Annotated in this window: 18 protein-coding genes; 5 read left to right on the forward strand and 13 right to left on the reverse strand. The window is 65.0% G+C overall.

Annotated elements, in window-relative coordinates:
- Nucleotides 1-9 precede the first annotated feature (9 nt).
- Nucleotides 10-1,089: a pyridoxal phosphate-dependent aminotransferase gene (locus NJ69_RS04545; protein WP_039576518.1), complete on the reverse strand. Its 1,080-nt coding sequence runs from the start codon at nucleotides 1,087-1,089 to the stop codon at nucleotides 10-12.
- 70 nt (nucleotides 1,090-1,159) lie between these two features.
- Nucleotides 1,160-1,780 (reverse strand): biliverdin-producing heme oxygenase, encoded by a 621-nt coding sequence (locus NJ69_RS04550; RefSeq protein ID WP_039576520.1) that lies wholly within the window; start codon nucleotides 1,778-1,780, stop codon nucleotides 1,160-1,162.
- Nucleotides 1,781-1,874: 94 nt separating this feature from the next.
- Between NJ69_RS04550 and NJ69_RS04555 the strand changes: the two genes are divergently transcribed.
- Nucleotides 1,875-2,420: a histidine phosphatase family protein gene (locus tag NJ69_RS04555; RefSeq protein ID WP_039576522.1), complete on the forward strand. Its 546-nt coding sequence runs from the start codon at nucleotides 1,875-1,877 to the stop codon at nucleotides 2,418-2,420.
- A gap of 8 nt (nucleotides 2,421-2,428) precedes the next feature.
- On the opposite strand, the gene NJ69_RS04560 is transcribed toward NJ69_RS04555, so the two are convergent.
- From NJ69_RS04560 to NJ69_RS04570, 3 genes are all read right to left on the reverse strand, one after another.
- Nucleotides 2,429-3,214, reverse strand: a complete 786-nt coding sequence (locus tag NJ69_RS04560; RefSeq protein ID WP_039576524.1) for a sulfite exporter TauE/SafE family protein — start codon at nucleotides 3,212-3,214, stop codon at nucleotides 2,429-2,431.
- A gap of 154 nt (nucleotides 3,215-3,368) precedes the next feature.
- On the reverse strand, nucleotides 3,369-5,255 hold the full coding sequence (locus NJ69_RS04565; RefSeq protein ID WP_039576526.1) for a methyl-accepting chemotaxis protein: 1,887 nt from the start codon (nucleotides 5,253-5,255) through the stop codon (nucleotides 3,369-3,371).
- Between the two features lie 137 nt (nucleotides 5,256-5,392).
- Complete coding sequence (locus tag NJ69_RS04570) at nucleotides 5,393-6,271, reverse strand: LysR family transcriptional regulator (RefSeq protein ID WP_039576527.1); 879 nt, start codon at nucleotides 6,269-6,271, stop codon at nucleotides 5,393-5,395.
- Between the two features lie 101 nt (nucleotides 6,272-6,372).
- On the opposite strand from NJ69_RS04570, the gene NJ69_RS04575 reads away from it, so the two are divergent.
- Nucleotides 6,373-6,801 carry a PACE efflux transporter gene (locus NJ69_RS04575; RefSeq protein WP_039576528.1) on the forward strand — a complete coding sequence of 143 codons (429 nt, stop codon included), beginning with the start codon at nucleotides 6,373-6,375 and terminating at the stop codon, nucleotides 6,799-6,801.
- A 7-nt stretch (nucleotides 6,802-6,808) separates the two neighbouring features.
- Here the strand turns inward: NJ69_RS04575 and NJ69_RS04580 are convergent, their stop codons facing one another.
- From NJ69_RS04580 to NJ69_RS04595, 4 genes are all read right to left on the reverse strand, one after another.
- On the reverse strand, nucleotides 6,809-7,495 hold the full coding sequence (locus NJ69_RS04580) for a GntR family transcriptional regulator (RefSeq protein ID WP_039576529.1): 687 nt from the start codon (nucleotides 7,493-7,495) through the stop codon (nucleotides 6,809-6,811).
- A 15-nt stretch (nucleotides 7,496-7,510) separates the two neighbouring features.
- Nucleotides 7,511-8,218: a FadR/GntR family transcriptional regulator gene (locus NJ69_RS04585; RefSeq protein WP_039576530.1), complete on the reverse strand. Its 708-nt coding sequence runs from the start codon at nucleotides 8,216-8,218 to the stop codon at nucleotides 7,511-7,513.
- A gap of 70 nt (nucleotides 8,219-8,288) precedes the next feature.
- Nucleotides 8,289-9,599 carry a C4-dicarboxylate transporter DctA gene (locus NJ69_RS04590; RefSeq protein ID WP_029614702.1) on the reverse strand — a complete coding sequence of 437 codons (1,311 nt, stop codon included), beginning with the start codon at nucleotides 9,597-9,599 and terminating at the stop codon, nucleotides 8,289-8,291.
- Between the two features lie 998 nt (nucleotides 9,600-10,597).
- A complete protein-coding gene (locus NJ69_RS04595; protein ID WP_039576531.1) occupies nucleotides 10,598-15,439 on the reverse strand; it encodes a dermonecrotic toxin domain-containing protein in 4,842 nt (1,613 codons plus the stop codon).
- A 160-nt stretch (nucleotides 15,440-15,599) separates the two neighbouring features.
- On the opposite strand from NJ69_RS04595, the gene NJ69_RS04600 reads away from it, so the two are divergent.
- Entirely contained in the window at nucleotides 15,600-17,222 is a 1,623-nt protein-coding gene (locus tag NJ69_RS04600) for a twin-arginine translocation signal domain-containing protein (protein WP_039576533.1), read from the forward strand.
- Between the two features lie 57 nt (nucleotides 17,223-17,279).
- On the opposite strand, the gene NJ69_RS04605 is transcribed toward NJ69_RS04600, so the two are convergent.
- From NJ69_RS04605 to NJ69_RS04615, 3 genes are read right to left on the reverse strand one after another with little or no spacing between them, the layout of a single operon-like run.
- Nucleotides 17,280-18,674: an efflux transporter outer membrane subunit gene (locus NJ69_RS04605; RefSeq protein WP_039576535.1), complete on the reverse strand. Its 1,395-nt coding sequence runs from the start codon at nucleotides 18,672-18,674 to the stop codon at nucleotides 17,280-17,282.
- Nucleotides 18,675-18,677: 3 nt separating this feature from the next.
- The gene (locus tag NJ69_RS04610; protein WP_039576537.1) at nucleotides 18,678-20,636 is read right to left on the reverse strand and encodes a MacB family efflux pump subunit; all 1,959 of its coding nucleotides are present in this window, start codon (nucleotides 20,634-20,636) and stop codon (nucleotides 18,678-18,680) included.
- On the reverse strand, nucleotides 20,637-21,815 hold the full coding sequence (locus NJ69_RS04615; protein WP_039576538.1) for an efflux RND transporter periplasmic adaptor subunit: 1,179 nt from the start codon (nucleotides 21,813-21,815) through the stop codon (nucleotides 20,637-20,639).
- Nucleotides 21,816-22,024: 209 nt separating this feature from the next.
- Between NJ69_RS04615 and NJ69_RS04620 the strand changes: the two genes are divergently transcribed.
- On the forward strand, nucleotides 22,025-22,501 hold the full coding sequence (locus NJ69_RS04620; RefSeq protein ID WP_039583094.1) for a sigma-70 family RNA polymerase sigma factor: 477 nt from the start codon (nucleotides 22,025-22,027) through the stop codon (nucleotides 22,499-22,501).
- A 749-nt stretch (nucleotides 22,502-23,250) separates the two neighbouring features.
- Nucleotides 23,251-24,561, forward strand: coding sequence for an MFS transporter (locus tag NJ69_RS04625; RefSeq protein ID WP_039576539.1), 1,311 nt, complete (start codon nucleotides 23,251-23,253; stop codon nucleotides 24,559-24,561).
- A 7-nt stretch (nucleotides 24,562-24,568) separates the two neighbouring features.
- On the opposite strand, the gene NJ69_RS04630 is transcribed toward NJ69_RS04625, so the two are convergent.
- A complete protein-coding gene (locus NJ69_RS04630) occupies nucleotides 24,569-26,509 on the reverse strand; it encodes a methyl-accepting chemotaxis protein (RefSeq protein ID WP_039576540.1) in 1,941 nt (646 codons plus the stop codon).
- Nucleotides 26,510-26,645 lie beyond the last annotated feature (136 nt).

Here is a 26,645-nt window from a genome sequence, read left to right on the forward strand (position 1 = left end):
CGGCAGCGTTCAACCCTGCATCACCTGGGCAAAGGCCTGGCGAAAACGCTGCATGTCGCTTTCGCTGCCCACGCTGACCCGCATCCAGTTCGGCCAGCTTTGCCACACGCGCCCGACCAGCACCCCGTGCTCGGCCAGGCGCTCTATCACCGGCTGCGCGGCTGTGCGCAGGTCGATCATGAAGCAATTGGTCTGGCTCGCGGTGCAGCGCCAGCCGCGCTCGGTGAGCCAGGCCAGCGTGGTGTCGCGCAGGCGCGCGTTGGCGGCCTTGCGGCTGGGCACCAACTGCGCATCGTTCAAACTGGCGAGTCCGCCCAGCAAGGTCGGTGCAGCGGCCACATTCTCGCCGTCGTACACCTCCAGGCGTTGCAGCAATGGCGCTTGGCCGATCGCCAGGCCCAGGCGCGCCCCGGCCATGCCGTAAAGCTTGGAAAAGGTCTGCAAGACCAGCAACTGCGGGTAGTCGCGCACCAGGTCGATGCAGCTCGGTGCGTCGCTGAAATGGATATAGGCTTCGTCGACCACCACGGTGGTGTTCGCCGCAGAGCGGGCCAGCAGCCGTTCGATGGACCGGCGCGGTGTGAGCGTGCCCGTGGGGTTATTGGGGTTGCACAGGTAGATCATGCCGGGCGCCGGGTCGGCGGCGAGCATGGCATCGACGTCATGTGCGTGATCCGCGTCCAACGCCATGGCGTGCACCGTCGTGCCGCGTGCTCGGGCAGCTTCCACGGGGGCCTCGTACGAAGGGTCGGCCAGCACCAGGCTGCCGCGTTGGGTGAAGGCCATCACCGCATGTTGCAGGGCCAGCTTGGAGCCGCAGAACACCTGGACCTGATCGGCTTGCAGGCCATGCTGCGAGGCGAACAGGTCGACCAATCGATACTGGGCCTTGTAGGGATAGCGCCCACAAGCGCCGATGCCCTCGGCCATCGCCTGGCGCGCCGCTGCGCTCGGACCCCAGGGGCTTTCGTTGTAATTGAGTGGCACCTGCCCGGAATCGACCGGTGCCGCCTGTGTCATGCGCAGGGCACCCAGCGCGGGTAGAGCCAGGCCGAGGCCGACCAGGGAACGACGTGACAGCTCGAACATGCTTCGACTTCCTTGTGCTGATGGGCTACCTGGGAAGACGAAGCGCGAGCCGGCAAATGAATGGTGGCAATTAGACGCTGATGGGCGCGCGCTCATCGGACGGTAGCAGCACCTGGCAGGCATCGAGCCAGTGCGCGAAGCATTCGAACGTCGCTACGGCGCAGGCCACGCTATCGGCAACGGCGGCAGGCGACGTTGGCGCCTGCTCCAGCCGTTGCAGGAAGCTACGCCAACGGCTGGCGGTGGCGCTGCCATACACATCGAGAAAACCGCCGCCGCTGTCGGCATCGATACCCAGGCGTTGAGCCATGGCACGCTTGAGCACCTGACCGCCCAAGGTCGAGCCTTCCAGTACGTACATCACCCCCAGCGCATGGGCGTGGTTAGTGATGATCGGCAGCTCGCGGCACAGCGGCAGGGCGTCGATCTGCGCCACAGTCAGGCCGAGCGCCTGCAGATCGCGGCGCAGCGTGGGCGCCTTGTGTCGCTCGTCGTCCTGGTAATCCGACAGTCGCGCCTCCAGCGGCGCATGAAAGCCATGGTAGGCGGCGACCAAGCGGCGATAGGCGTGCAGATCGAAGGCGTCGCTGAAAAATGGCAGGCGTGTTTCCAGCGTCTTGTGACACGCATGGGTGCCCTGACGCAGGGCGAGCAGCAAGGGGCTGGAGGGCGGGCGCGGGGTGTCTGGCATTGAATCGACTCGGATGGATATTGCCTGGGTTAGACTGGCCATCCTATCGCAGCGTTCATTGATGCCCTAATTCCACCGGCCCGAGATTCCAACGGTGAAACCCGTCCGCCTGACCCTGATCTGCCATGCCCAGACCCGTTCCCAGCAGACTGGCTGCTTTTCGCATCCTGAAGAGCCTGTCTTGGCGCAAACGCCGCTTCTTGCCAGCGCACCTCCCGGTACGCATCTGATCAGCGCGCCCGAGCGGCGCGCGCGGCAGACGGCGGCCTGGTTGGGCGCCGAAGTGCAGCTCGAACCCGCCTTGGCCGATTGCTACATGGGCCGTTGGCAAGGCCTGAGCCTCAAGCAGGTTCAGCGAGAGGAAACGGACGCGCTGGCGTGGTGGGGGTTGGATGTACAGGCGACGCCCCATGGCGGCGAGTCGTTTGCAGCGCTGCATGGGCGGGTCGCCGCTTGGCTGGAGTCCTTCGCTGCGCCAGGGGACTGGCTGGCGGTCACTCACCCGCTGGTGATACGCGCTGCACTGGCTGAAGTCCTGGACGCGTCGCTGGGCACGTGCCAGGCGATCGACGTGCTGCCGTGCGCGCGGATCGAGTTGAGCCGTACCGAGCGCTGGCGCCTGCGACTACTGCCGGGCTGAGTGAAACGTCAGAACGCCAGTTTGTAGCCGATCAGCAGCAGCATCCCCGCCAGGCACGGGCGCAGCACGCGGTCGGAAATGCGCCCGGTGAGGTGGCTGCCCAGGTAGATGCCGGGCAGCGAGCCCAGCAGCAGGTAGCCGAGCAGCGACCAGTCCATGTTGCCCATACCGGCATGGCCCAGGCCAGCCACCAGTGTCAGCGGCACGGCGTGGGCGATCTCGGTGCCGACCAGGCGTCGGGTGACCAGGAACGGATAGAGCAGGAACAGCGCCACCGTCCCCAGTGCCCCGGCGCCGATGGAGGTCAGGGTGACCATGACCCCCAGCACGATGCCGGTGGTCACCGTGAGTAGGTTCAGGCTGCGGGCACTGAGGTGGTAATGGTCGCCCGCATGGCGGCTGGCGAAGGCCTGCAGACGGGATTTGAACAGGATGGCCAGTGCGGTGAGGATCAACACCACGGCCAGGCCCTGCTTGATGATGGCGTTGAGCGCCGAGGTGTCGGTGTGCAGCGTGCTGAGGAACCACAGGGTCAGGGCTGCTGCCGGTACGCTGCCCAGGCTCAGCCAGCCCGTGATCTTCCAGTCGATGTTCTTGTTGCGCGCGTGCACCCAGACACCACTGGCCTTGGTGATGGCGGCATAGAGCAGGTCGGTGCCCACGGCAGTGGCAGGGTTGATACCGAACCAGAGCAGAATGGGTGTCATCAGCGAACCGCCGCCAACGCCGGTCATGCCGACGATGAAACCCACTACCAGCCCGGCAATGGTGAAACCGAAAGAACCTACATCCATACGCTACTCAATCTGCCTGCTAGCCCGTGGTCGGATGCTGGGCAGCATATAGATTGTTCGTTATAGCCAAATAGAATTCTTCGTTATGAGGTTATAACGCGCCGCAGCCATCCCCGCTGACCAGTCGGCGGGGGTGACTGCGTGCTGGGCAACTTCAGATCCTGAAGCTGCCCACCAGTTGCTTCAGACGACCCGCCTGCTGAGTCAGGGCGTCGCAGTGGCGCAAGGTCTCGTTGAGGTTCTGCACGCCTTGCTGGTTGAGTGCGTTGATCTGGGTGATGTCCAGGTTCAGGCTTTCGACCACCGCGCTCTGTTCCTCGGTGGCCGTGGCCACCGACTGGTTCATGCCATCGATCTCGCCGATGCGCGACGTCACGCTGGCCAGCCGTTCGCCCGCGCGGTTGGCCACTTGCACGGTCTGTTCGCTGGACACCTGGCTGGCGTTCATGGTGTGCACGGCTTCGCGCGAGCCGACCTGCAGACCGGTGATCATGCGGTGAATCTCTTCGGCCGATTCCTGGGTGCGGTGCGCCAGGTTACGCACCTCGTCGGCCACCACGGCGAAGCCGCGCCCAGCCTCGCCGGCACGAGCGGCCTCGATGGCGGCGTTGAGCGCCAGCAAGTTGGTCTGCTGGGAAATGCCTTTGATCACATCGAGGATCTTGCCGATTTCGTCGGTGCTGGCGTTGAGCGTTTCGATCTGCTGGCACGATTCGCTGATCTTCTGCGACAGCGCAGTCATGGCGCTGATCGCATCATCGACCACCTGGCGCCCATCATTGGCCTGGTCGCTGGCGCCGCTGGCGTGCTGCGAGGCATCGGCGGCATTGCGGGCAATTTCCTGGGTGGCGGCGCCCAACTGGTTGATCGCCGCCGCCACGCTGTTGGTCCTCAGGCTCTGCTCCTCCGAGCCGTTGATCGAGGCATTGGATGCGCTCATGACCTGCTCGGACAGGTCGTGCACCAGCCGCGTGGCCGAGGCCACTTCGCTGATCGAGGCATGGATCCGCTCAACGAAGCGGTTGAAAGCGGCTGCCAGCTCGCCGAACTCGTCCTTGTTCTGCACCTGCAGGCGGCGGGTGAGGTCGCCTTCACCTTCGGCGATATCGTGCATGGCGCGGCCCATGGTGGTCAGCGGACGCATCAGCACGGGAATCAGCAGACCCAGCACAGCGGCGATGGCGACCACGGCGATGAGCATGGCGATGATGGCCGAGCTGCGGAACTGGCCCAGAGCGGCGTAGGCTTTGTCTTTATCAATCGACAGGCCGATGTACCACTGCGCCGAAGGCAGACCTTTGACCGGCGTGAAGGAGACGATGCGCTCGGAGCCCGCGAGGGTCACGTCCTGCATGCCGGGTTCGACGCGCAGGCCGCTGTTGGGGTAGAGGTCCTTGAGATTCTTCATCAGCTGGTCCTTGTCGGGGCTGACGATCACCTGGCCTTCACGGTCGACCAGGAACGCGTGGCCGATGCCGCCGAAGTCCACGGCGTTGATGATGTCGACCAGGCTGTCCAGGCTCAGGTCGCCACCGACCACACCGAGCAGTTCGCCGTTGCCGCGCGCCTTGACCGGGATGGCGATGGTCACCACCAGACCGCCCACCGAGGCTTGGTAAGGCGGGGTCAGCAGGGTCTGGTTGGCGCTGACGGCGGCGCTGTACCACGGACGCTTGCGCGGATCGTAGCCGTCGGGCATCTGCGCGTCAGGGCGCTGGGTGAAGGCGCCATTGTTCTGGCCGAAGTAGGTGAACTGGAAGTTGCTGGTGTAGGAGGGCTGATCCACCAGACCGGCCACTTGACTGCCGGTGCCTTGCTGGGCGATGTCCTGGGCCAGATTCTCCAGTACCAGGATGCGCCCGCTCATCCAGTTCTGCACGCTGCTGGCGGTCAGGGCGCCCGCCTGCTGCACAGACGACTCAATGTTCTGGGCGATGGTCTTGCGCTGCAGGTAGTCGTTGTAGAGGGTGAACAGTGCGAATGCCAGTACCACGACACCGCAGGCACTGAGGAGGATCTTGTGGCGAAACTTCAGGTTCATGTTTCGAGACCTTGAGCCGAAATCGGAGATGGCGGCCGCCCGCTCGTGGCGGGCTGGCGGTGCCTGTCGGAATCGATATCGGCATGCTCGACGAAAGGTTGAGGGCGTTGCTGTAGCGTCCGACGGATGGTGAAGGCTCAGCGGCTGGTCAGCATGCCCACCAGCGCTCGCGCCGCCTGGCCCAGCGGTTGGCTTTTGCGCCACAGCGCATGCACCGGCAACTGCAGTTCATTGCGCGTGTTGCGAAACGCCAGTCGCACCAAGCGTCCAGCCTGCACCCGCGGGGCGATACGCGCGCAGGGTAGATCGCCCCAACCCAGACCCGCTTCGACCATCTGCACGGCCAGGTCGACGCTGTCGGTACGCCAATGGGCGGTTCCGATCAGCGAGCGGGTATCGCCCAGCGGCAGGTGGCGGCTGTGCACCAGAATCTGGCGGATGTTCACCAGGTCTTCGAGGTCGCGAATACGCCCTTCGCGAAAGGCCGGGTGATGCGGCGACAGCACCGCCACCAGCGCCTCGCTGCCCAGGTGCTGGAAGCTGCGCTGCGGATCCACCTGCAGTTCGGCGAAGGCCAGGCACAGCCCGACGCGGCCGCTGTCGAGCAACTGCAGGGCATCGTCCTGGGGCGCGCTGAGCAATTCGATGTCGAGCAATGGGTAGCGCTCGCCCAGTCGGGCGATGGCCGCCAGCAACGCAGCCGGATCGATATCGGTCACTACGGCGATGGACAGACTGCTCTCCAGGCCGCGCGACAGCTCCAGTGCATGCACCTGCAGCAACCCCAGTTGTTCGGCGATCAGCCGGGCATGGGGTTCCAGGGCGCGAGCGCGATCGGTGGCGCGCACCTCGCGCGAGCCCCGCTCGAACAGCGGGTAGCCCAGTTCGGCTTCAAGATTGCCCACGGCCATGCTCACCGCCGAGGGTACGCGGCCGAGCAGTCGTGCCGCCGCGGAGAACGAACCGCCATCGAGCACGGCGAGAAACAGCTGGATGTTGTCACTGGAAAAGTTCATTGCGCCTCCTGTCAGTAAATCTGAAAGGAGCTGACTTTTTCTGTCAACAGAATTGATTCAGTCTTGGCGCCCTCATTAACGGCTATGGAGCGACAACGACTGTGCAAGGCGCCAAACGCAAACTGGTCTACGTGACCTTCTATGAACTGATTGGGTTGTGCATGTCGACCCTGGGACTGGCGTACCTGTCAGACACCCAAGCCACGCACACCGGCCCGCTGGCGGTGATGATCACCACCATCGCCATGGTCTGGAACCTGATCTACAACACCCTGTTCGAGCGCTGGGAAAGTCGCCAGGCCAAGCGCGGGCGCGGCTTGGCCAGGCGGGTAGGGCACGCGGTGGGCTTTCAGTTGACCCTGGTGGTGTACCTCATCCCGCTGATCGCCTGGTGGCTGGACATGAGCCTATGGGAAGCGTTTGTGGTGGACCTGGCGTTCATCGTGTTGGTGCCGTGCTACACCTTCGTCTACAACTGGGCGTTCGATCGGATCTTCGGGTTGCCGACCTCGGCGTTGGCGACGGCGTGAGCCACGCTCAGTCAGCGTCATCGAGGTCGAGCTTGGCTTCCAGCCGATCCAGATGCTGATGCATCAGCCGGAGCGCCGATGTGGCATCGCCATCTTCTACTGCGTCGATGATGGCCGCGTGCTCTTCCCAGGCGCAGTGCTCGCAGCAGGGCGCTTCATAGCGAGCGATGATCAGTGAGGTCATCGGTACCAGGCCATTGAGAAACCGCGCCAGCGGGGCGTTGTTGGCCATTTGCGCGAGCTTTAGGTGGAATTCGCCGCCCAGACGGATGGCCGTGCAGCGCTCGCCGCGTTCATGGTGCAGCCGTTCACGTTCCACCAACTGACGCAACTGACGGATCTGGTTGGGGCGAGCACGCTGGGTGGCCAGGCCGATCAAGGTGGTTTCGGCCAGGCGCCGGGCGCTGAGCACCTGGCGCGCCTGCTGCGGATCGGGCGCGGCCAGGTGCGCGGTGTGACTGGGCCGTTGGACCACCACCTGCTGGTCGGCCAGGCGACCGAGGACGCGGCGGATGACGGTGCGACTGACGCCGAACGCATTGCCCAGGGCCTGTTCGGGCAAAGCGCTGCCCGGCGGCAGGCGCTGTTCGAGGATGGCGTCGAACAGTCGCGGATAGATCTGTTCGGCACCCAGTCGGCCTTCGCCGGTCTTGATCAACTGGGGCAAGCGCGATGGATGGGCCAAGGCAGTCATGGTCGCTCTCCTGGGTCAATGGTCCGGGGCCGGATGCTCGTCCGGAATGTTCAGCTCGATGCCCATGCGCAGGCCTTCGGCGAGGATGTGCCGGCGCATCTGGGCGCTGGCCTCGGCGCTGTTGCGCGCACGGATCGCACGCACCACCGCTTCGTTTTCTTCCAGCCGCGCGGCGAAGTGTTCGGGCGAGTCGCGCAGCATTGCCGCGCTCTGCTTGAGGGCATTGCTGGTCTGCTGCACCACGCTCTGGAAGATTGGGTTGGTGGTCAGCGCGAACAGCGCTTCGTGCAACGCGATGTAGGCCACTACGCCGGCCTCGCTATCGCTGGCGTCCACGGCCTCGCGCAGGTCCATCAGGGTCAAACGCAACTGGCCGATGTCCTGGCTGCCGGCCGCTTGCGCAACCAGCCCGGCGATGAAGGGCTCGAGGGTGTAGCGCAGCTCCAGCACGTCGGCCAGGCTGGCGGCGCCGACGCTGTCGCTGACCGAGACCAGAGCAAGGTCGGCGTCTAGCACCAGCACGCCCTTGCCCGGCATGGCCCGCACCAGCCCGAGGGTTTCCAGCACAGTCAGCGCTTCACGCAGGCTCGGGCGGCTGATACCCAATTGCTCGGCCAGCTCGCGCTGACCGGGCAGCATTTGACCGCTGCGCCATTGGCCACGGGCCAGGGCGCTGCGCAGTTTTTCCACCACGGCGGTGACGACGGTCGATGAACTGATCACGGTGCTTTCCCCGATTGAGGCTTGAGTCTTGCTGCCTGCGGGCCGACGTCGGGCGTCGGCCCTGGCCTGCTCAGAACTCCTGCTGATGGGCCTGGCCTGGTTTACGGGGCAGCGGCGCGAAACCCGGCTTGCCGGACAGCACGTTGTTGGCCCGCTCCATGTCGATGTCCTTCTCCCAGCGGGCGATGGCCACGGTGGCGACGCAGTTGCCGACCAGGTTGGTCAGCGCGCGGCCGATGCCCATGAACCAGTCCACCGCCAGTACCAGCACCAGGCCCACCACTGGGATCGCCGGTACGGCGGTGAGGGTCGCCGCCAGGATCACCAGCGCGGAGCCGGGAATGCCGTGGGCGCCTTTGGAGGTCACCAGTGACACCAGCAGGATGGTCAGCAGGTCGGTCATGGCCAGCGGCGTGCCAGTGGCGTTGGCAATGAAAACGATGGCCAGGGTCAGGTAGATCGAGAAGCCGTCGAGGTTGAACGAATAGCCGGTGGGGATCACCAGTCCGACGGTGGAGCTGCCGATACCCAGGTGTTCGAGCTTGCGCATGACCTGGGGCAGCACGGCATCGGAGGACGCGGTTCCCAGCACGATGGTCAGCTCTTCGCGCAGGTACTTGAGGAAGGGAATCATCTTCAGGCCCGACACGCGCATCACGGTGCCCAGTACCAGCAGGACGAAGCCTGCGCAGGTGATGTAGAACAGCGCGACCAGTCCGCCCAAATGCTGCAGCGATTCCAGGCCGTACTTGCTGGTGGTGAAGGCGATGGCGCCGAACACGCCGATCGGCGCCAGGCGCACGATCATGCCCATGATGCGGAAGATCACGTGGCTGAGTTCGTTGATCAGTCGGGAAATGCCCGAGGCGGATTCACCGACCAGGTTCAGGGCGCTGCCGAACAGCACGGCGAACAGCAGGACTTGGAGGATGTTGTTGTCGGCGAAGGCGCCGATCACTGACGTGGGGATCAGGTCCATGAAGAACGCTGTGGCCCCATGCAGGTGTGCGCCGCGGTCAGCGAGGGCTCCGGCATCGGCGCTGGAGAGCTGGTCGAGGTGGATGTTGGCGCCTTGGCCGATGCCGGTGGAGAAGGCCAGCACCAGCCCGATGACCAAGGCGATGGTGGTGAGGATCTCGAAATAGATCACCGACTTCAGGCCGATGCGGCCGACCTTCTTCAGGTCGCCTGCGCCTGAGATGCCCGTCACCACCACGCAGAACACGATGATGCCGATGAGCATCTTGATCAGCTTGATGAAGCCGTCACCGAGGGGTTTGAGTTGCAGGGAGAGGTCAGGGAAGCTCAGACCGCAGACAATGCCGAGGGCTAGGCCCAGGACAACTTGGAGGAAGATCGAACGCGAGCACCATTTGAGCATGGGAGGGATCTCTGATTCGGTGTCCCTGCTTCGATGCCCCCAGGGGAGTGCGGGCGAAAGAGCGCGGGACTTAATTATTGTGGTCTTACCGGTTTGTCCAGTGCGGGGTCGAATGTAAGCGCTGGTGGGTGGGGGTGGCAAGAGGTTTTGGTTTGACCGGTCTGACCAGTTACGGGGTGTTTCTTGGGTAGGGCTCTAGGGCGGGGGTGTTGGCTGATGAATTTTTTGATGGGGCTTGTTTGGGGGGCTAGGTCTTTTGGGGTGAATATCCGTTGGCTTGGGTGAGGCTGATTCACCTTTTCGCCCTTACGGCGACCTACTTTTTTTCTGGGAAAAAAGTAGGCAAAAACCGCTTGCTCCCGCATCCGGCCCCTTCGCTGCGCTGCGGGGTTCCCTCGCGCCGGTGGCACTCCGGGGGTACCGCGCTTAGGGGCCATCCATGGCCCCAAGCGCTTGACGGGCATCCATGCCCGTCAACCCCCTCCATGCCACCTCTGCTCGGCCTCCTGAGGTCGCGATGGGCGGCGTCTGAACTGGCGCGCGCTTAGAAGCAGGGCGGTGGGCAGATGTTCTGGAGCGCTGCGCGATCAAATCGGCGTTGCCGTTGCCGTTGCCGTTGCCGTTGCTTTTGATCTTAGTGCGCGGTAGCTCAAACACCGCCAACCGCGACCTCAGGAGGCCGAGCATAGGCGTTGCGCAGGGAGGTGACGGGCATGGATGCCCGTCAAGCGCTTGGGGCCAGGACGGCCCCTAAGCGCGGTCCTCCCGGAGCGACGCCGGCGCGAGGGAACCCCTGCGCATAGCGCAGGGGCCGGATGCGGGAGCAAGCGGTTTTTGCCCCCCTTTTTTCCAAGAAAAAAAGGGGGTCGCCGTAAAGGCGAAAAGGTGACTCAGCCTCACCCCAGAATCCGGATATTCACTCCAGAGTCCGGGTATTCACCCCAAAATCCGAATATTCGCCCCGGAACCCCCCCCCTCGCCAAAGCAAACAAACCAAATCACCCCCTATCAACCATAGCCCAGGTAATCTCCCGAACCAGCCCATCCAACGCAATCGCCCGACTACTCACCAACAATTCACTGGCCCGCCGATACACCTCCCCCTCATTGGCATACCGCCCAGACACCAGATCAACCCTCTGCACCACCCCATCCACCCGCCACCGCAACCCCGGAATATCCCCCAGGTGCTGTTCGAGCGCGACCAGGTAGGGCTCGGCGACCACCGCGCCTTCATAGGCCCCCACCTGCTCAGTGGCCTCGCTAAGGCTGGAGTGATAGTCCACGGCGCCCTCCCAGGCCTGCTCCTGGGCCTGAAAGGCAGGCTGATGCAGACGCTGGATCCAGTCGCGCCACAGCGGCTGCTGCACCGCCCAATCGCTGAAGCGCTGGGCATCGACCTCCGCCAGTACCGCAGCCCCCAGCCGCTCGACGGTCGCCTCGCTCAGCTGCGCCAGATACCCGAATGCGATCGCCTGCGGCTGCGGCGGCAGTCCCAGGCGTGCCTGCAGGCGCCGTCTGGCATCGAGTTGGATTTCGATCTCATCGATCAGGAAATTGGCTGCCCCCAAACTGGCGTCGTCCAGGTCGTCATCGGGATGCAGCGGTGGAAGCTCAGTCGCCATCCCCGTATCACCAGGTTCGGCCAAGGCCCGTCTACGGGCGACTCGAGCGTCGTAGAGGCGGGCGATACGCTCATCCAGGAGGTGCTGGCGCAACACGCCAAGCGCACTGCCGAGCAGGGCCTGGGCATCGTCCGCCGATGGGCCGGCATGCGAGAACATATGCCACATCAATACATCGGTTTCTGTCTGCTGAAATAACAGGCTGGCCTGATCGACACAGGTCTGTGCCGCATCTTCCAGGCGTGCGCTGATCTGCTGCAAGAGCTCGGCCCGCCCCCAGCCACCCTCGGCGCCCGGCTGGACAGGCTCGCTGAGCAAGCGCACGACCTGCTGCATGCGCTGGATCACCTGTGCCGGATGCTGCTGGTACTCGGCGGTGTCGGGCATCCGTGCGAACAGCGCGTAGAGCGGCTGCCACTGGGGGTGTTCAGCGGTGTCGGAGACATGGTCGAGCAGGTCCATCGGCCAGTCGAAATACCAGCCATTTTGCATCGGGTAGTCCGGTGAAGCGGACAGACCGGCATCGGTCAGGCGTTGCAGGCTTTGCTCATCCAGCGGGTTGCTGTCGAAGTTGTAGAGCGTGCCTTCTTCTGCGGCGGCCGCCTGGGCGAACTGAGTACCCGCCAGGGGCGGTAGTTCGGTCAGCAGATTGTCACTTAGGTCGATTTGGCGAAGGCGCAAGGGACGCTGGTCAAGCAGTGCCGTGAGGCCCACCGGCCATTCGAAGATTGAAGTGTCCTGCAGGTCCAGCAATTCCAGGCGTGTCCAGCCGGTGAAAACGGGCGACAGTTCCAGAGGGTTGTCGCTCAGATAGAGCTGTTCGAGGCGGTTGAGTCGCGCCAGCGCATCGCGGCTCTGCACCGTCAGGTGGATGCTGTTGTCTCGCAGGCTGAGCGCCCGCAGCGCCGGCCACTGTTCCAGCGCCTGCAGTTGGGCCGCGTCGAGATTGAGGTTGTTGGATTCGATTTGCAGCGCTTCCAGACGCGGCAGTTGCGCCCAGCGTTGCAGGGCGGTGACCGGCAGGTTGGAGATAGCGTCCGTCAGATTGAGTTGGCGCAGCCGGGTCAGCCGGGCAATGACCTCGACGTTCTCCGCGATCTGGAGATCGATGAGATTCTCCGCCAGCATCAGGCTCTCCAACGCCCCCAGTCTGCCGAGCTGCGTAGGCAGACGACCCAGCAGGCAGGATGAGAGGTCCAGGTGGCGTACGGCGCCGAACGCCTCGAGAAAACCACCCAGGTTGGAGGTTTGGCCACCGTCCAGATTTACCAGGCTCAATGATCGAACCTGGGTCAGAGGGCCTGGCAAGTTCGGCAGTCTGCCAACGCGGTTGGCGTTCAGGTGCAGCACCAATCGGTCGAAGCCACCCAGCCCATGCATGGGCGCTTCGCGCCGCCAGGCCTGGCGTATGCTTTGGGCGAAAGCGATGCGCGCCGTGCGCCGAGCCTCGGGGTTTTCCAGTGGCGGGGTGTGCGGTTCCTCCACCCACAATTCCAATGCGCTGTTCAGACGCCGGTAATCCTCGCGCAGTTCCAGCAGCAGGCGCGAGAAGGCATGGGGCGCGGTGCCCGCCTGCTGGCGCAGGTGGTTACGAAGGGCCTGGCGGTCGTCTTCAGGCGTACTGGGATACAGCTCGTCGAACAGCGCGTCGGGGTCGACCCAACCTCGGCCGCGACCGCTGAGGCGGTAGCCCAGGCGTGGATCGCCGGGTTGGCGCATCGGCAGGCGCAGCAGAGGACGGATCGGCTGCATGCCCAGCGCTTGGGCGCAGCCCTCGCGGTCGTTGGCGGCCAAGTCGAACAGTGCATCGCTCAGGCGCTGTGGCTGGTGGATGTCGATGGACAGAGTGACGCGTTCGGCGTCCGGCAGCGCCTGTAGCAGGGCCTGGAACAGGTCGGTGTCGTTGCCGAGGGTGAGGCCGGTTTCATCGAAGGGGCGGTAGCGACCGCCATCGCGCACGATCACTTTGCAGGCCCCTTCCTGCGGGCCGGCGGCCGCCAGCAGGCGACCGGCGAGGCGTTGTTCGCGCAGTTCTACCCGGGTGTTCCCGCTCCAGCCTGGTAAGCGTTGCAACTGGCGCAGGACGATCAGGTCGCGGTCAGCGTACGCGCCTGTATCGAGTTGAAAGGCGCTCAAGGCGCGGTTGAGGCGGGCATTGCGCAGGTACAGCCGAGCCGATTCGCCAATCGCCAGCGGCAGCCGCTGGCTGCGTTGCAGTTGGCGCAGGTCGTCGTGCTGGGCGCTGGCCAGCAACTCGCTGCGGACCCGCTCGCTGAGCGACGGAAAATGCCGGGCCAGCACCTCGGCCTCAGGGCCGAGCGGTACGGCGTCACTCAAGCCGCTGGCGCCTTGGGTTTGCAGGCTGTCCAGAAGCAGGGCGGGCAGCGGCTGATGATCGACCACCCGTTGTCTTACTTCGGCTTCGCTGTAACCACTGCAACGCAGCGCCCGTTCCAGGTTGGCGTCGTCGAGCCCCGTGCTGATCGGTGTCAGACGCCTGAGCAAGGTCTGTCGATCCCAGGCCAAGGGATTTTCGTGTTCGAATACCGGCACGCTCGCACTATGTCCTCTCAACGCGGGTGCGACGGTGTGGGTCCCGGCAGGATTGTTCAAACGCCAGCGCGCATCGGTGTCACGGCCCAGCGCATAAGCCTTGGCGTCGATCTCCAGCCATTGCCGGCCCTGCCAGTGCAGCAAACCATCGGCAGAGACGTTGGTCCCTGACGGCCAAGGGCGATTAGCCGCGAACAATGTCGTGTCGCCGTTCCACAGGCGCTGCCTGCCTTGGTGTTCCAGCAAGTGCCAATCCTGCAACGGGCCTTCGACCTCGACGTAGCGGGCTGCGGCGCCCAGGGCCGCGAAGGTGATCAGACTGTCGAACACGCCGAACAGGTGTGCGATGGCGGCATCGCTGTCGCCTTCATTGAGTGCGTGAACGCCATCGAGGAACTCGTCCACCACCTGTGCAGCACCGACGACCATCATCACCGTGCCCAGGGCCGGAACGAACAACCCGGCCAGGTTGGCCACATTAAGACCTAACTGCAACCACCCCTCCAGGCGCTCGCGCTGGGCGGCAGCGTTACGCTCGGCAACGGGGACGGCCAGGGTGGCAGCGTCAGCCAATGCGCGGACGACGTTGTGCCGGGCACGCGCAGCGAACGGGTCGCCGGACCACAGTCCGCAGGTCCATGGCAATCGCGCATTCTTGTCCAGTGTTGGCTGCCAGATACTGTGCGGCGAGGGAAACGCACGCTCCAGCCAACTGATCGCCTGGCCCTTCTCCAGGACCGGGTCGTGCTGCACCGTGCTGTAGGGGTAGAGCGGATACAGCGCCTGGCGCAGGCGCGTGGCGAACAGCGTGAACTGCTTATGGCTGACGAAACCGGCGAAGTAGCGACGAACGTCCGCTTTCCAGAGCTTGCGGGTCAACGCGCTGCCCAGCGCCTGCATCGAGGGGTACTGGTGCAGGGATTCGCCTGGCGCCCCCGGCAGATAGAGCAAGCAGGGTTCGGTCGCGTCGCGGGGTTCCAGGCGAATCAGCAGCGGGCCGTGCAGCGGGATGCCGAACACGCTCAAGTACGCACACTGCAGCCGTCTGCTTTGGCCATCGGCCATCGGCAAGTCGAATTGTCCAGACAGCACGGCGTCGCCCAGCATCTGGCCGCGGCTGTCGATGCGCCGCTCCAGTACGGCGAGCAGTAGCTCGGCGGCGAATGCACTTCGGTCTTGCTGCAGCAGCCGTCCACGGTAGTCGTCGTTATCCAGATGCTCGCGCAGATGATTCTGGTAGCGCCATCCCAGGTCCAGGTTGCGCACGCCTTTGACGAACCGCGCGCTGTCCAATGGCAACGGACGCAGGTCTTGGGCCGAGACATGCAGCGAGATCGGCTCGTTGGCGTCGAAATTCTGCAGGGCCGCTTCCAGCCACGTGCTTTCACGCACGGGGTCGCGGCGTTGCACGATGCCTTGTTCAGGCGCAGGCAGCGGTGTGTCCGGATACCAACTGGCGAGCGCCTCGATCAGCAACGGGCGGCAGAAGCTGTCGACATCCTGCACCTGGGCAAGCACCTCGCGCACCCTCCGGGCAGCGTTGACGCTGTCTTGCACGCGCCGTTGCAGCAGGTCGCGTTGCCCCGGTGTGGCGCTGTGCATCCATGCAGGCAGGCGGGCATGGATGAAATCAAGGGTCGGGGAGGGGTGAGGGGCTGGCATCGGCACTGCTCCTGTGGGGATGAGGCTGCGATGCTAGGCGGCGGTGTCAGCGGCCGGGCCGTAGCCGATTACCACCTGCCGACCCCGGTAAATTTTCTGGCGCAGGGTACGTTCTAGCTTGGATAGAGGCCGCAGCATGGCTGCAACGGACAGAGACGCAATGACCATTTCCCGACGAGGATTCATCGCAGGCCTGGCAGTGGCGGGGGCCGCGGGGGGCGCGGCCTATCATGCACACAAGGTGCTGACCCACGATCCGCAGGACGATGTCGTCACCCCGGGCGAGGCCAGCGTCGAGCTCGCCGACCTGGCCGGGCAATGGCTCGCCGACCAACTGCGCGGGATCTGGGACATTCGTTTCGAGGGCCGCGACGGTGGCCTGGAGGGTTTGCCGGGCGCGGGCGTCGAGGTGTTTTTCGACATCGCTACCAAGGGGCGCGGCCTGCGCGGCTTCGTCGACACCGGCGAGCGCCTGCGTGGCGTAGGCCCTGCCGCCTACCGGGTGTTGGGCGATCTGGTCGGCGCATCGTCGGCCCAGGTGCGCTGGCGTCTCATCGGCCAGCGCGGCGGACCGAGCTATGAGTGCGTGGCCAGCCTCGACGAGGTCTGGGGCGCATTCGCCAACGCCGGCAGTGGCACGCTCAGCGGGCGCTTGCAGCGCCTGGACCGCCCGTTGACCTTGCTGGTGCCGGACAGCCGCTTCGTGGCCGTCAAGCGCCTGTTTCCCGAAGCCCGCGAACGCCTGCCCTACAACGCGGCCATGCAAGCCTGGGTGATCAGTCCCGAGCACCGCTTGTTCCATCAGCTTTGGCACGCCAGTCGCGATCAATGGCACAAGATGTCCGATGAAAAACGCAATGCGCTCAGGGGCCTGGGCTGGCAACCGGGGCCGCGCGACCATGAACGTGATGCCCGAGGGCCGCGCAAACACCGTAATGGCTCGGGCGTAGACTTTCTATTCATGCACCGGCACATGCTCGGCACCGCCCGGGCGTTGCAGGACCTGCCGTCCTGGCAGCAGTTTCCGCTGCCGCAGCCCAGCGTCGAGTTCGATCGCCAAGGCTTTGCCCGTTACTACGATAACCACGACGGTTGCCGCGTGCCGCCGCCCTGGCGAGCGCCGGGCGACGACGACTACGGACAGTGGGTGTCGGCGATCAAGGCCGGCGAGACCTTCACCAGCAACTTCCAGGTGTGGGAGTCGCAGTACCAGGACCCGCTGTACCTGTCCAAATTGAGCCTGGGCGCCTTTGGTTCCGAGCTGGAAATGAACCTGCACGACTGGCTGCACATGTGCTGGGCGTCGGTGCCGCGCGATCCGTCCAATGGTGTGCCGGTGCCGTTCGCGCGTGAGCAGGACGACTTCGCCGGACGCTGGTTCGCGCGCGAGAACGATTTTCTCGGCGACCCGTTTTCATCCCATGTGCACCCGGTGTTCTGGGGCTTTCATGGGTGGATCGACGACCGCATCGAGGACTGGTATCGCGCCCACGAGCGACACCATCCCGGCCAGGTCCGCCGCCTGGAGGTCAATGGCGTGCAATGGTTCGCGCCGGGGCCCTGGGTCGAGGTGGCCGATCCCTGGCTCGGCCCGGATACCCATGGCTGCAGCACACTGCCAGGTATTCGTCCCGGCAAGAGCGTCGAAATGGACCCTGAGGTGATGAAGCTGGCGCTGCGCATCACCTTTGGCGAGCCGGACTCGCTCGATCAGTGGCTGCGCCGTGTGCCGCGTCGGCCGTGGTATGCGCGGCACCTGTCGATGAGGAACATCCTGTCCTGAGCGGCGAGTGTCGCCCTGTGTTTGCCGCCCGCACTCCTGCAGGCGGCGTCCATCGCCTCAAAGTCTCCAGCCGCCGCCCAAGGCCTTGTACAATGCCACGCTGCCCTGCAGGCGAGCCAGGCGCAGTTGGGCCTGCTGATCCTCGGCCTGGTACAGGGTGCGCTGGGTTTCCAGTACCGTCAGCAGCGTCTCGGCGCCGGCGGCGTAGCGCTGCTCGGCCAGGCTGAAGGCGATGCGCGCCTGCTCCACCTCTTGGTCCTGCCACTGGCGTTGGCGCTCGACGCCGTCGATGGCATTCAGTGCTTTCTCCACGTCGCCGAAGCCCGCGATGATTTGTTGGCGATAGATTTCCAGCAGCTCCTGCTGGCGTGCCGTGGCCCGGTCGCGCTCGGCGCTACGCCGCCCATGATCGAAGATCGGCGCGGTGAGCGCGGTGGTCAGGGTGTAGAACGGACTGTCGAGGACGTCGGCGAAGGTTCGCGCGCCGCTGCCCAGTTCGGCACCGAGCACCACGCGCGGCAACAGCGCCGCCCTGGCCACTTGCACGTCAGCACGGGCCGCTGCCAGGCGAGCTTCGGCAGCGGCGATGTCGGGACGACGGCTGAGCAGCTCGCTGGGCACGCCGCTGCCGATCGCCGGCCAGCTCAGTTGGGCGAGCGATTCGGTGCCGGTGCGCAGGCGCTGTACCGGCTCGCCGAGCAACGTGGCCAGGGCCACTCGGTTGTCCTTCCAGCGCTGCTCGAGCAGCGGCACCTGCCGCTCCTGTGACGCCACCAGGCTGCGCTGCTGAGCCAGTTCCAGGCGCGTGGACGCGCCGGTACGCTCGCGTGCTTCGACCAGGTTCAATACGTCGCGGGCATTGGCCAGGTTGAGGCGGGCGATGCGCAATTGCTCCTCAAGGGCCAGGCCTTGCAGGTAACTGTCGGCGACAGCACTGGTCAAGGTCAGCTCTACGGTCTGACGGTCGAAGCGGCTGGCCTGGAGTGTGTTCAAGGCGCTGTCACGCACGCCGCGCAGCCCGCCCCAGAAGTCGATTTCGTAGCTGGCGCTCAGGCGCGTGCTGAAGGCGGTGCTGGTGCGCTCGCTGCTCGAGGCATCGAGCCGATCGCTGCCTTCGCCACGCAGCAGGCGCTGACGGCTACCGTCCACCCCGAATTGCACCTCCGGCAACAACGGCGCTCCCGCGATCACGGTGCTGGCCTGGGCCTGGCGCACGCGCGCAGCGGCGGCGGCCAGGTCATGGCTGTTTTCGCGGGCACGTAGGATCAAACGGTCCAGTTCCTGGCTGGAGAACGCTCGCCACCACGCTCGATCCGGCAGCGCAGCTGTCGGATTGGCAGCCCCTTGCCAGGTGCTCGGCAGTTCTATCGGCGTCTGCGGCGCAGGCGCAGTGGCGCAGGCGGCGAGGCAGAGGCTCAGGGTCAGCAGGCTGATGCGGCTTGGCAATGTCATGGGCTACACGCTGGTAAGGGCTTTGACCGGGTCGAGTCGGGCGGCTTTGCGCGCTGGCATGAAGCCGAACACGACACCGGTGATCACGGCGCAGGCGAAGGCGCCGAGGATGGCGGGCAGGGCGAAGGCCACGGCGATATCGGCCAGCAGCAGCGCGCCGCCGATACCCAGGGCCAAGGCGATGCCAGTGACGCCGCCGACCATCGACAGCATCACCGCTTCGGTGAGGAACTGGCGCAGGATGTCACGCTGACGGGCACCGGTGGCCATACGAATGCCGATCTCGCGGGTGCGTTCGCGCACGGTCATCAGCATGATGTTCATCACGCCGATGCCGCCGACCAGCAGCGAGATGGCGGCAATCGCGCCGAGCATCAGCGACAGGCTGTTCTGGGTGCGCGCCTCGGCCTGGATCAGTGCAGCGTCGTTGGTCAGGTCGAAATCGCGCTTGCCTTGGCGTCGCTTGCGCATCAACTGGTCGATGGCCGCCTCGGTTTCCGACACCCGGCTCGAGTCGGCGGCGGTCATGATCACGTATTCGGGGTCGCGCGAGCCGAACAAGCGGGTCGCAGCGGCCGAGTAGGGCACCACGATGCGCTCGTCGCTGTCCTGATTGCCGGAGCTGGCGCCCTTGGCAGCGAGCACGCCGACCACCTGGAATGGCACATTTTCGATCAGCAGGTACTGGCCCAGCGGGTCGCTGCCCGGTGCCAGCAGCTTGTCGCGGACTTTCTGGCCAATCACTGCCACGGCCGCGCCGCGCTGTTCATCGGCTTCGGTGAACAGGCTGCCCTGGACGACCGGCCAGTTGAGGATCTGTGGAAATTCGGTGTTGTTGCCGCCCACGTAGAACGTCTGGTTGTTGTTGCCGTGGCGCACCATCAGCTCGCCGCCGATCACTGGCATGATGCGGTGCACCTGGGGCAGGCCGCCGATGGCGGCGACATCGTCGAGGGTGATCTGGCCGGCCGCTTCGCGTGAGGTGGCGTGCTTGGCACTGATGTAGAGGATGTTGGAGCCGAAGGCGGCCATCTGCGCCATCACCTGGCGCTTGCTACCTTCGCCGACCGCCAGCATCACCACCACCGAAGCCACGCCGATGACGATGCCGAGCAGGGTCAAGGCGGTGCGGAAGCGGTTGATCCACATCACCCGCCAAGCCGCTTGCAGCGACTCGATCAGCTCGCCTTTCCAAGCGCCGCGCAGGCTTGCACCGCGGTCCAGGCGTCGGCGCAACTCATCGGCCTGCACGCCGGGCACGGTGGGTGGCTCGGCGCTGGCCGAGTCGCTGACGATCTCGCCGTCGCGAATCTCGATGATACGTCGCGCCCGCGCCGCCACTTCTCGGTCGTGGGTGATGAGAATGATCACGTGGCCCTGGCTCGCCAGTTCGTCGAGCAGGGTCATCACCTCGGCGCCACTGTGGCTGTCGAGGGCTCCGGTGGGTTCGTCGGCGAGGATGATATGACCGCCGTTCATCAGCGCGCGGGCAATCGACACCCGTTGCTGTTGACCGCCGGACAACTGATGCGGTCGGTTGCCGGTACGGCTGGCCAGGCCCAGCCGCTCGAGCAGGGCGGCGGCCCGGGCATGGCGCTGGTCGGCAGGCGTACCGGCGTAGATGGCCGGCATCTCGACGTTTTCCTGGGCTGAGCCTGAGGGAATCAGGTGATAGCCCTGGAACACGAAACCGAAGGCTTCGCGGCGTAGCCAAGCCAGCTCGTCGCTGTCCAGTTCGGCGACATCGCGTCCGGCGAAGCGATAACGGCCGCTGGACGGACGATCGAGGCAGCCGAGGATGTTCATGAGGGTGGACTTGCCCGAGCCAGAGGCGCCGACGATGGCGACGAATTCTCCGGGTTGGATGCTCAGGCTGATGCCGCGCAGCACCTGAACCTCGGGGGAGTCGATGCCGCCGTAGACTTTGTGGATGTCGTCGAGCTCGATCAGCGCTGCACTCATTCAGCCTCCACTGGCGCGCGGCGCGCCGATGACCAGGTGCTCGCCTTCGCGCAGCCCGTCGAGAATCTGCACCCGAAGGCGGTCGCTGAGCCCGGTGCGCACCTGGCGCTGTTCGACCTTGCCGTCCGGGTTGAGCACTTGGGCCAGGCGCAGGCTGTCATCAGGTGCATCGTCCAGCGCGGCCAGCGGCGCGGTGAGCACTTGGCGGGCTTGACCGGCGACGAAGAACACCTGGGTGGTCATCTCGGCCATGAGCGCGCCATCGGGATTCTCCACATCGAGCAAAACGGTGTACTGCACCACTTTGCTGCCCGTGCTGCCGCTGCTGGCGCTGGTCGGGCTGCCGCCGCCCTGACTGCTCTGGTCGAGTGGCTTGGGCGGGATCGGCAGGATCTGCCGCACGGTGCTGGTCCAGCGTCGCTTGCCACCGGCCAGGGTGGTGAAGTAGGCGGTCATGCCCGGTTTGACCTGGCCGATGTCCGCCTCCGAAACCTGGGCCCAGACGGTCATCGGCGACAGCCGGGCGATGCGCAGTATCAACGGCGTCTGCTGCTGGGCGTTGAGCGTCTGGCCTTCACGGGCATCGACCGCCACCACGGTGCCGTCCATCGGCGCGTAGATGCGTGTGTAGCCAAGCTCGGCTTCGTCGCTGCGCAGGCTGGCCTGGGCCTGGAGGATCTGCGCCTGGTACATGTCGATCCGGGCCTGGGTCACTTTCAATTCCGCCTGAGCGCGCTGCACGTCCTCTTCGCGTGTGGCACCGGCGCGAGCCAGATCTTGCTGGCGCTTGACCTGTTGTTGGGCCAAGAGGTGCTGTGCGCGCTGCTCGGCCAACTGGGCCTTGAGGTTCTCGATCGAATAGCGTCCGGCATCCAGGCGCGCCTGCTGGGTGGACGGGTCGATCTCCACCAGCAGTTGGCCCTTTTTCACCTGATCGCCGGCTTCGACGTGCAGCGTGCGGATTTGCCCGGAGGCCTGGGCGCCGACATCGACGTAGCGACGCGGCTGCAGGGTGCCCAGTGCGGTGACGCTGCTTTCGATGTCGGCGCGGGTGACGGGCACGGTGCTCAGCGATGGTGCGCCGAGGGGCAGGGTTTTCCAGGCCAGCAGGGTACCCAGTGCCAGCAGGCTCAGGGCGCCGAGCAGCAGTCGACGGGGGAGCGGGGAGGTGCGTCTCATTGCAGACTTCCAGGCGGAGGTATGAGGCGTGGCATGGCGTGCAGGCACATACGAACGTCACCGATAGACGAACCTTGTGCACCGGGATTTAGCGGACCGGGTGGGCTGCGTTGCTGAGAATGGGTGTAATTTGTAATATGTCACACTGATATCACCGATGCGCATTCTCAACTTTATCGGTGTTGCCTGGAGGAGAAGCGAAGGCCGTGGTGGAACATTACTATCGCGAACTGTTGAGCTTTCTCTGCGCGCGGCTGGGCAGCCGGCATGTGGCCGAGGATGTGGCGCACGATGTCTGGGTTCGGTTACTTGAGCGCAGCGGTCAGCCGCCGATCGAACGGCCTCGCCCGTTCCTCTATCGTACGGCGCTGAATTTGGTCATCGACAGGCATCGGCGGCAGTTGGTGCGGCAGGTCGAGCCGCTGGAAGTGCTGGAGGACGATGAGCGCTGGCACAGTCCGGCGCCTTCGCAGCAACTGCATCTTGAGCAGCGATTGGCGATGGTGCGGCGGGCGCTGGATGAACTGAGCGGGACGTGCCGGGAATGCTTTTTGCTGCGCAAGCTCGAGGGGTTGTCGCATGGGGAGATCGCGGCGCGGCTTGGGATATCGCAGGGGATGGTCGAGAAGCATATCGTTAATGCCATGAAGCATTGTCGGGGGCGGATTCGGGGGTGGGATCGGTGATTTGTTCTGGCTGGGGGGTGGGGGCTTATCCGTTGGCTTTGGTGGGGCTTAGTCACCTTTTCGCCTTTACGGCGACCCCCTTTTTTCTTGGAAAAAGGGGGGCAAAACCGCTTGCTCCCGCATCCGGCCCCTTCGCTGCGCTGCGGGGTTCCCTCGCGCCGGTGGCACTCCGGGGGTACCGCGCTTAGGGGCCATCCATGGCCCCAAGCGCTTGACGGGCATCCATGCCCGTCAACCCCCTCCATGCCACCTCTGCTCGGCCTTCTGAGGTCGCGATGGGCGGCGTCTGCAAGATGGCGCGCTTAGAAGCAGGGCAGTGGGGCAGATGTGCTGGAGCGCTGCGCGATCGAATCGTCGTTGCCGTTGCCGTTGCTTTTGATCTTAGTGCGCGGTAGTTCAAACACCGCCAACCGCGACCTCAGGAGGCCGAGCATAGGCGTTGCGCAGGGAGGTGACGGGCATGGATGCCCGTCAAGCGCTTGGGGCCAGGAAGGCCCCTAAGCGCGGTCCTCCCGGAGCGACGCCGGCGCGAGGGAACCCCTGCGCGCAGCGCAGGGGCCGGATGCGGGAGCAAGCGGTTTTTGCCCCCCTTTTTTCCAAGAAAAAAAGGGGGTCGCCGTAAAGGCGAAAAGGTGACTAAGCCTCACCAAAGCCAACGAATATTCACCCAAGACAAGCAGCCCTCAAAAACCCCCGCTTTTCAGCTTTTGCTATCCTGTGCCCCCCAAACACCAGCTCAGCAGATCCCAATGACCCCCATCGCCCCCCCTAGAGCCCCCCGTTTCAGCCGCAGGGACCACAAGACCCTGGGCCTGGCAGCCCTCGGCGGAGCGCTGGAAATCTACGATTTCATCATTTTCGTTTTCTTCGCCCTGACCCTGAGCCAACTGTTCTTCCCGCCGCAGATGCCCGAGTGGCTAAGGCTACTGCAGAGCTTCGGGATCTTCGTCACCGGTTATCTGGCGCGCCCGTTGGGCGGTATTCTCATGGCCCATTTCGCCGACCACCTGGGCCGCAAGCGCGTTTTCAGCCTGAGCATTCTGATGATGGCGCTGCCGTGCCTGCTGATCGGCGTGATTCCCACCTACGCCGACATCGGCTACGCCGCGCCGCTGCTGCTGCTGGCCCTGCGCATCCTGCAGGGCGCCGCCGTCGGTGGCGAGGTGCCCAGCGCCTGGGCTTTCGTCGCCGAGCATGCGCCACCGGGTCGACGTGGCTATGCATTGGGCTTTCTCCAGGCAGGCCTGACCTTCGGCTACCTGCTCGGGGCGTTGGTCGCCACGCTCTTGGCCCGACTCTATAGCCCGCAGGAAATCCTCGAATTCGCCTGGCGCTATCCCTTCGTGCTTGGCGGCGTGTTCGGCGTGCTCGGCGTATGGTTGCGCCGCTGGTTGAGCGAGACGCCAGTCTTCCTGGCCCTGCGCGAACGCCGGACGCCGCCCGTGGCGTTCCCGCTGCGCAGCGTGTTGACCGAGCACCGACGTTCGCTGATCCCGGCGGCGCTGCTGACCTGCGTGCTGACCTCGGCGGTGGTGGTGCTGGTGGTGATTACCCCCACCGTGATGCAGCAGCGCTTTGGCATCGATGCTGGGCGAACTTTCGCCTTGAGCAGCGTCGGGATCGTCTTTCTCAATATCGGCTGCGTGCTGGCCGGACTGCTGGTCGACCGCATCGGTGCTTGGCGCGCGCTGATGCTCTACAGCCTGGTCCTGCCGCTGGGCATTGGCCTCTTGTATGCGAGCCTTATGGGGCAGTGGGGCTGGAGTTGGCTGGCCTACGCGCTGGCGGGTCTGAGCTGCGGCGTGGTGGGCGTGGTGCCGTCGGTGATGGTCGGACTGTTCCCGGCGCAGATCCGCGTGTCCGGGATCTCCTTCACCTACAACCTGGCCTATGCGCTGTGGGCCAGTACCACGCCCTTGGCGTTGATCGCCCTGATGCCGTGGAGCCCCTGGGTGTGCGTAGGCTTCTGCCTGATCATGGGCGTTGTGGGCGCCGTGACCGGTGCCGTCTACGGTCAGCGCGCACCTCTGTGTGTCGAAGAGCGCGCTGTGGGCTACTGAGTCGGGGTCAGGACTTGAAGCGTCCGACCAGGCCGTTGAGCTCTTCCGACAACTGCGACAACCGCCCGGAGTCCGATTGTGCCGAGCTGGCCAGACCCTCGACCAGGCGCGCCTCGTCGTAGATCTGCTGGATATGCCGGTTGATCTCCTCGGCCACGCTGTGCTGCTCCTCGGCTGCGGCGGAAATCTGCAGGTTCTGGTCGCGGATCTCGTTTACCGACAATTGGATGCCCTCGAAGCTGTCGCGCGCGCTTTCGATCGATGACACGCTGGCGCGCGACAGGTCCAGGCAACTGTCCATCTTCTGCGACACTTCTTGAGTCTTGTTGCCCAGCGCGTTGAGCAACTGATCGATTTCACCCGTGGAGTCGGCGGTGCGTTTGGCCAGTGCCCGCACTTCGTCGGCGACCACCGCGAAGCCACGGCCCTGATCGCCAGCGCGGGCGGCCTCGATCGCTGCGTTCAACGCCAGCAGGTTGGTCTGTTCGGCGATGGCGCGGATGGTGCCGAGAATCTGGTTGATGTTGCGGCTGCCTTCTTCGAGTTCGACCATCGCCTGCGACGATTCGCTCAGGCGCGTGCCCAGGCGGTTGACGTTGTCGGTGGTCTGTTCGATCTGCTGCTTGCCCTCGGCCACCCGACGATGTCCGTTCTCCGCAGCGCCCGCCGCACTGCTGCACGAGCGGGCCACTTCGTTGGCGGTGGCGACCATCTCGTTGAAGGCGGTGGAGACCAGTTCCACGGCTTCGCGCTGGCGACCGGCGGCTTCATTCATGCTGCCGGCCAGCTCGCTGTTGGCGCGAGAGGCTTCATGCAAGTTACCGGACGCGGCGCCGATGTGCTGGATCAACTGGCGGATCGCGGCGAGGAACTTGTTGAACCAGCCGGCCAACTCGGCGGTTTCGTCCTTGCCCTGGACCACCAGGTCGCGGCGCAGGTCGCCCTCACCCTGGGCGATTTGCTGCAGGCCCGTACTCACTTGGCCGATGGGTTTGACGATGACTCGCGAGAACGCAGCGGCGATCAATGCGAAGACCAGCGCCAATACCAGCACGATGACGATCGTGAGGTAGGTCATGGAGGTGGCGGCGCCCATCACTTCGCTGTATTCGATCAGGCCGACGAAGCGCCAGCCGAGCACCGGCGAGGTCCAGACGTTGGCCATGTAGCGCACGCCGTCGATCACCACCTCGGTCGAACCCTGTTCGGTGGCCGCCAGTTGCGCATAAGGCGCACCGAGATCCTTGAGCTGCTTGAAACCGTGGCTGGCATCGCGCGGATCGACCAGCACCGTACCATTCTCGATCAGCATCACGTAGCCGCTGTCGCCCAGCTTGATGCTCTTGATCAGCTCGGTGAGATTCTTCAGTGACACGCTGACCACGAACACGCCCTTGGGCTTGCCGGCAGCGTCGTTGAGGGTGCGGGCCGTGCCGACCAGGGCGACGTCATCCTTGTCGTAGTAGTACGCCGCCGTGCGCACGGTCTTGCCCGGTGCAGCCATGGCGGCCTTGTACCAGGGGCGGGTACGGGGGTCATAGCTGGCGAGCTTGGGGTCGTCTGGCCATTTGGCGTAGGTGCCGTCTTCCAGGCCGATGGAGAGGATCGCGGCGGCCGGATGGGTGGTGCCGTAGCGGGAGAAGGCGTCGATGACCTGTTGAGCGGAGGCGGGGAGTGGGCGGCTGGCGGCGTCGGCCGCGGTGTAGTCCTTCAGGGTGCTGACCGAGGTGTAGAAGGGGTCGGTCGCCATCTGCTCTACGTTCTGCAGGGTCCCGTCGAAGAACTGGCGCATGTTGCCGTCGATCTGACGAATCTCACGGGTGCTGCCATCGATGAACTGATCGACGGCCTCGGTGCGAATGTTCAGCACGGAGATGGCGCCGACCAAGGCCACCGGGATAAATGCCACCAGAACGAACGCAATCACCAGCTTATTTTTTATCTTCATCGGGACGAACCATTCGTGGGAAAACACGCAGGGCGTGGCCCGCCGTAACACTGGCCACATGCTATCTACCCTGTTTCGGCGCGTACCTGGCAAAGCTTTAGGGCGATTTAGTGTACAAAAAAGTCCTCGATTGTTT

The sequence above is a fragment of the Pseudomonas parafulva genome (genome assembly GCF_000800255.1).
Classification (GTDB): domain Bacteria; phylum Pseudomonadota; class Gammaproteobacteria; order Pseudomonadales; family Pseudomonadaceae; genus Aquipseudomonas; species Aquipseudomonas boreofloridensis.

Bases quoted from the DNA above. Each gene is read 5' to 3' on its own strand.
- NJ69_RS04545 (WP_039576518.1), bottom strand. From the start codon at position 1,089: ATGTTCGAGCTGTCACGTCGTTCCCTGGTCGGCCTCGGCCTGGCTCTA.
- NJ69_RS04550 (WP_039576520.1), bottom strand. From the start codon at position 1,780: ATGCCAGACACCCCGCGCCCGCCCTCCAGCCCCTTGCTGCTCGCCCTG.
- NJ69_RS04560 (WP_039576524.1), bottom strand. From the start codon at position 3,214: ATGGATGTAGGTTCTTTCGGTTTCACCATTGCCGGGCTGGTAGTGGGT.
- NJ69_RS04565 (WP_039576526.1), bottom strand. From the start codon at position 5,255: ATGAACCTGAAGTTTCGCCACAAGATCCTCCTCAGTGCCTGCGGTGTC.
- NJ69_RS04570 (WP_039576527.1), bottom strand. From the start codon at position 6,271: ATGAACTTTTCCAGTGACAACATCCAGCTGTTTCTCGCCGTGCTCGAT.
- NJ69_RS04580 (WP_039576529.1), bottom strand. From the start codon at position 7,495: ATGACTGCCTTGGCCCATCCATCGCGCTTGCCCCAGTTGATCAAGACC.
- NJ69_RS04590 (WP_029614702.1), bottom strand. From the start codon at position 9,599: ATGCTCAAATGGTGCTCGCGTTCGATCTTCCTCCAAGTTGTCCTGGGC.
- NJ69_RS04595 (WP_039576531.1), bottom strand. From the start codon at position 15,439: ATGCCAGCCCCTCACCCCTCCCCGACCCTTGATTTCATCCATGCCCGC.
- NJ69_RS04600 (WP_039576533.1), top strand. From the start codon at position 15,600: ATGACCATTTCCCGACGAGGATTCATCGCAGGCCTGGCAGTGGCGGGG.
- NJ69_RS04605 (WP_039576535.1), bottom strand. From the start codon at position 18,674: ATGACATTGCCAAGCCGCATCAGCCTGCTGACCCTGAGCCTCTGCCTC.
- NJ69_RS04610 (WP_039576537.1), bottom strand. From the start codon at position 20,636: ATGAGTGCAGCGCTGATCGAGCTCGACGACATCCACAAAGTCTACGGC.
- NJ69_RS04615 (WP_039576538.1), bottom strand. From the start codon at position 21,815: ATGAGACGCACCTCCCCGCTCCCCCGTCGACTGCTGCTCGGCGCCCTG.
- NJ69_RS04625 (WP_039576539.1), top strand. From the start codon at position 23,251: ATGACCCCCATCGCCCCCCCTAGAGCCCCCCGTTTCAGCCGCAGGGAC.
- NJ69_RS04630 (WP_039576540.1), bottom strand. From the start codon at position 26,509: ATGAAGATAAAAAATAAGCTGGTGATTGCGTTCGTTCTGGTGGCATTT.